The sequence below is a fragment of the Rhizobacter sp. P1_G5 genome (genome assembly GCF_056405435.1).
The window spans coordinates 1-3611 of record NZ_JBFUCB010000611.1; the positions used below are offsets into that span (position 1 = coordinate 1).

General features: G+C 66.4%; 4 protein-coding genes. 2 read left to right on the top strand and 2 right to left on the bottom strand.

Going from position 1 to position 3611, the window contains the following annotated elements:
• On the top strand, positions 1–431 hold a 431-nt coding region (locus AC1D12_RS27995), incomplete at its 5' end, for a DUF447 family spectrin-like domain-containing protein (protein WP_477844352.1).
• The gene (locus AC1D12_RS28000) at positions 431–1156 is read left to right on the top strand and encodes a (5-formylfuran-3-yl)methyl phosphate synthase (RefSeq protein WP_477828381.1); all 726 of its coding nucleotides are present in this window, start codon (positions 431–433) and stop codon (positions 1154–1156) included. The genes AC1D12_RS27995 and AC1D12_RS28000, both read left to right, overlap by 1 nt.
• Here AC1D12_RS28000 and AC1D12_RS28005 read toward each other — a convergent pair.
• Entirely contained in the window at positions 1122–1796 is a 675-nt protein-coding gene (locus AC1D12_RS28005; protein WP_477844354.1) for a Type 1 glutamine amidotransferase-like domain-containing protein, read from the bottom strand. The genes AC1D12_RS28000 and AC1D12_RS28005 overlap by 35 nt on opposite strands.
• A 238-nt stretch (positions 1797–2034) precedes the next feature.
• A complete protein-coding gene (locus AC1D12_RS28010; protein ID WP_477826232.1) occupies positions 2035–3483 on the bottom strand; it encodes an SMI1/KNR4 family protein in 1449 nt (482 codons plus the stop codon).
• Positions 3484–3611: the final 128 nt, after the last annotated feature.

A 3611-nucleotide genomic window follows, 5' to 3' on the forward strand; every position in this document is an offset into this window, starting at 1 on the left:
ATGCGGTGCTGAACCTGCTGACCGACACGCGTGTGTTCGCCGGTTGCGTGACGGGGCGCAAGCTGTGGCCGCTGGTGGCGGCCGAGAAGATCGAAGGCCGGCGGCTGGCGAATGCGCTGGGGCATGTGGAGCTGGCGCTGGCCGAAAGGCGCGACGACGTGCAGCGGCCGGTGCTGCGGATGGCGCGAGTGCATGAGGTGGCGCATGGGCCGTTCATCGGATTCAACCGCGCGCAGGCGGCGGTGATCGAAGGGGCGGTGCTGGTGAGCCGGCTGCACATGCTGGCGGCGGAGAAGATCGATGCGGAGATGGCGTACCTGCAGATTGCGATCGACAAGACGGCGGGGGACGGGGAGCGCGAGGCCTGGGGGTGGTTGCGGGAGGCGGTGGTGCGGCATCGGGCGGGTGATGCGAAGAAGGAGGCGCGGTGATGACGCGCATGCGGCTGCTGGTGAGCGTGCGGGATCTGGACGAGGCCTTGCTGGCGGCGGAAGGCGGGGTGGATTTCATCGACCTGAAGGAGCCGCGCGAGGGCGCGCTGGGGGGGCTGCCGGTGGCGACGATCCGGGCGGTCGTGCGGGGGTTGCGGGAACGGGGAATTGCGTTGCCGATCAGCGCGACGATTGGGGATGTGGGGATGGATCAGCTCGATCTCATCGAAGCGCGTGTGGAAGCGGTGGGGGCTTGCGGGGTCGACTACGTCAAGGTTGGCATTGAGCGCTCACCGGATGCTGCAGAGGTGCTCGACATGCTGGCGGAAAGTCGGCATGCGGTGGTGCCGGTGTTCATTGCGGATGCGGGGCTTGACACCGGGCTGATTGCGCGAGCTTGCCGGCTGGGGTTCCCGGCGGTGATGGCGGACACGGCGGACAAGCGGGCCGGGAGCATCTTTGCGTGCGTGGGCGCAACGGAGTTGCAGCGCTTCGTGGCAACGGTGCGCGAGGCCGGCAAGCTGGCCGGGCTGGCCGGTGCCTTGCTGTTGCCGGATCTGCCGGCATTGCGTGAACTGGCGCCCGACTTCGCCGGGTTCCGCAGCGCGGTGTGCGGTGGGGACCGTGCGTCGACGCTGGATGCGCAAAAGGTGCGCGGCTTGGCGGAGGCTGCGCGGTACCTGGCGAAGCTCAACCCCCAAAGTAGCGCCAGTTTCCTTCGCTGACGACCGTGGCCGTGCCATCGACGACCTGGATGGCGGTCTGGTCGTCGATGGCATAGGCGGGGACGCCAATCGTGGCCGCCCACCGCTCGGCGCATGCCATGGTGTTTTCATCGAAGCCGGGATAGTCCAGGTGCGGGAAGATGGAGAAATCGACCAGCCCCAGCGCGCGGTCTTCGCCGGTCATCGGCGGCCTCATCTCGATGAACGCGTCGCCGACCTTCGGCGTCATCACCATGCTGCCCGCGCTCAAGCCGACCCACACCGCGTGTCGTAGCGACGGAAGCATCGTCAGCAGGCCTGACTGGCGCATCCAGTGGGCGAGGTACAAGGCATCGCCACCGTCCGCCAGGAGAACATCTGCCGCACGAACCCACGGAGCCCAGCGCGTTTCGCCGATGCTGGCCAGCGCCGTGAGCTCCAGCAGGCCCACCGACTTCCACCCCAGCTCGACCATCGGGCAGATCGACTGCCGCCCCGCGACGAACCGCCAGGCCGCCTGCGGACCTGCCATCGGATGGCCATAGCTGGCGGTGGGGATGCACAGCGCCGAACACTCGGAGATGGGCTTGCCCAGCAGGCTGAGCAATGCGCCGTGGATGCTGGCGTTCTTGACGCCACCGGACGTGAGCAGGAGTTTCATCGGCAGATTCCTATCGGTCTTGGTGCAAGACGGATGCGTTGATTGACTGTCTCACGACGATCCGCACCGCGAGAAATAGACACTGCGCTGCAAATGCCGATGATGAACTGCTTGTAGTGCCCTGAGCACGGAAAGGCCGCGCTTCACCACTACTCGGACGTCTGGCGACTTCGCGACGGGCTGTTCGCCGAGCTGCATGCCTTTGTGGTGAAAGCCCGTTGATCGGGCTCGTCGGCGTTCATCGACTGCCGTTGCGCCGCGTCAGTCGATTTGCAAGGTGCCGCATCCAGGAGACTGACCCTTTGTCCCGAGCCTCGTCAGGCGATGCGTGCTCACGCGTTGCCTCGGACGGCGCCGGCAGAAAAGCGGCGCGTGTGGTGCCGAACTCCTTGAGTCGATGGTCCAGGTTGATGAGCACGTTGTCTCGTTCTTCGGGGTAGCGTTCGGCCACGCGGCGATAGTGGGGAAGCAGTGAGTGGTCCTTGAGGCCCGCCAGCGCCTGCAGCGCGGCGTGGACGACAAAGCTGTCTTCATCGGCCAACCCGGCGATGAAGCAATGCAGGTGCGGCCGCCGGTCCGGCACCTTGCCCAGCGCGTACAAGGCTTGGCGGCGTATGCCGGCCTGCTCGTGGCCGGTGAATGGGGCCAGGATGGGGCCGCGGTCCACGGGCAGGGCTTCCAGCACATAGGTGAAGAACCGGAAGGTTTCCAGGTCGGTGATGCGGTCGGCAATGGCCAGGATCTCGACTTGCCACTGAGTTGCGTGGTCACGGGCGTACCAATGCAGGCACTGCAGAAAAATCAGCGGCTCCTGCGCAGCCAGCTCGGCCAGCAGCGGCTTGGCCTTGACGGGGTCGTGCTTGCAGAGGATCTGGCAGACGAGTGAACGATGCGCCAGCGCGTGGGGCCGGGGCTGGACCAGTGAGTCCAACGTTACTTCGCTGAGCCGCTTCTTGAACAGCAGCCCGGCGAGATGCTCCTGCGCCGTTTGCGCGTCGTCGCTGCTCAGCCACCCGGCCAGCAGTCGGGCCTCGGGCCCGCCGCGCGTATAGCCGAACCACGAGGGGGTCTTCTGCACAAGGTCGCCCGCGATGACTTCGTCCAGCCAGCGCTCGTACCAGGCGAGGAAGTCAGGCTCGAACGCGAAGACGGGCGGCGAGTGGTATTCGGTGTCGAAGTTGACGACGCGTCCCGCGTGCGCGCCATTGAGCACCAGGCCGTGATAGAGGGAACAGCCCTGCGTGCCCACCGGCAGCACGCCAGCGAACAGCTTGTCTAACGCCTCCTCATAGTCGACGCCATCAAGTTCGTCACTCAGGCCCAGCCCAGCCACGAGCCCGTCCCAATCGGGTTGCGACATGCCCGGCGACAGGATGCAAGGCTTGGTGAGCCGGTCGCGCTCCCGCGGCGCCATGCCGTCACCCAACCCGTAGATGCCGTAGAACGGCCCGGCCGCCGAGCCTTCGTATCCGTCTCCGCCATTGCCCACTTCAAGCACAAACCGTCGATAGGCCTCGGGCAGCGCGATGGTGAGCCGTGCTTCGAAGTCGCTCACGGTGCGCGGGCTGGCCGGCGCGTGGACAGCGTAGCCGTGTGCATCGGCGCCGAACACCTCCAACTTGGGATCGGCGACCCGGGCCCGCGCAAGCTTGTCGAGGATGCGGCGGGTCTGCTGAGGGTCGTTCATGTCGTCGGATCTTCGGGCGGGGCGCCATTCTCGCAAGCGGAGGGCGACGACCGCAAACTGCAACCGGAGCGCCACTGGCCTCGTTCAGTTTCCGGAGGTCATACAGCCTTGTGAGGGAAGAAGAGAAG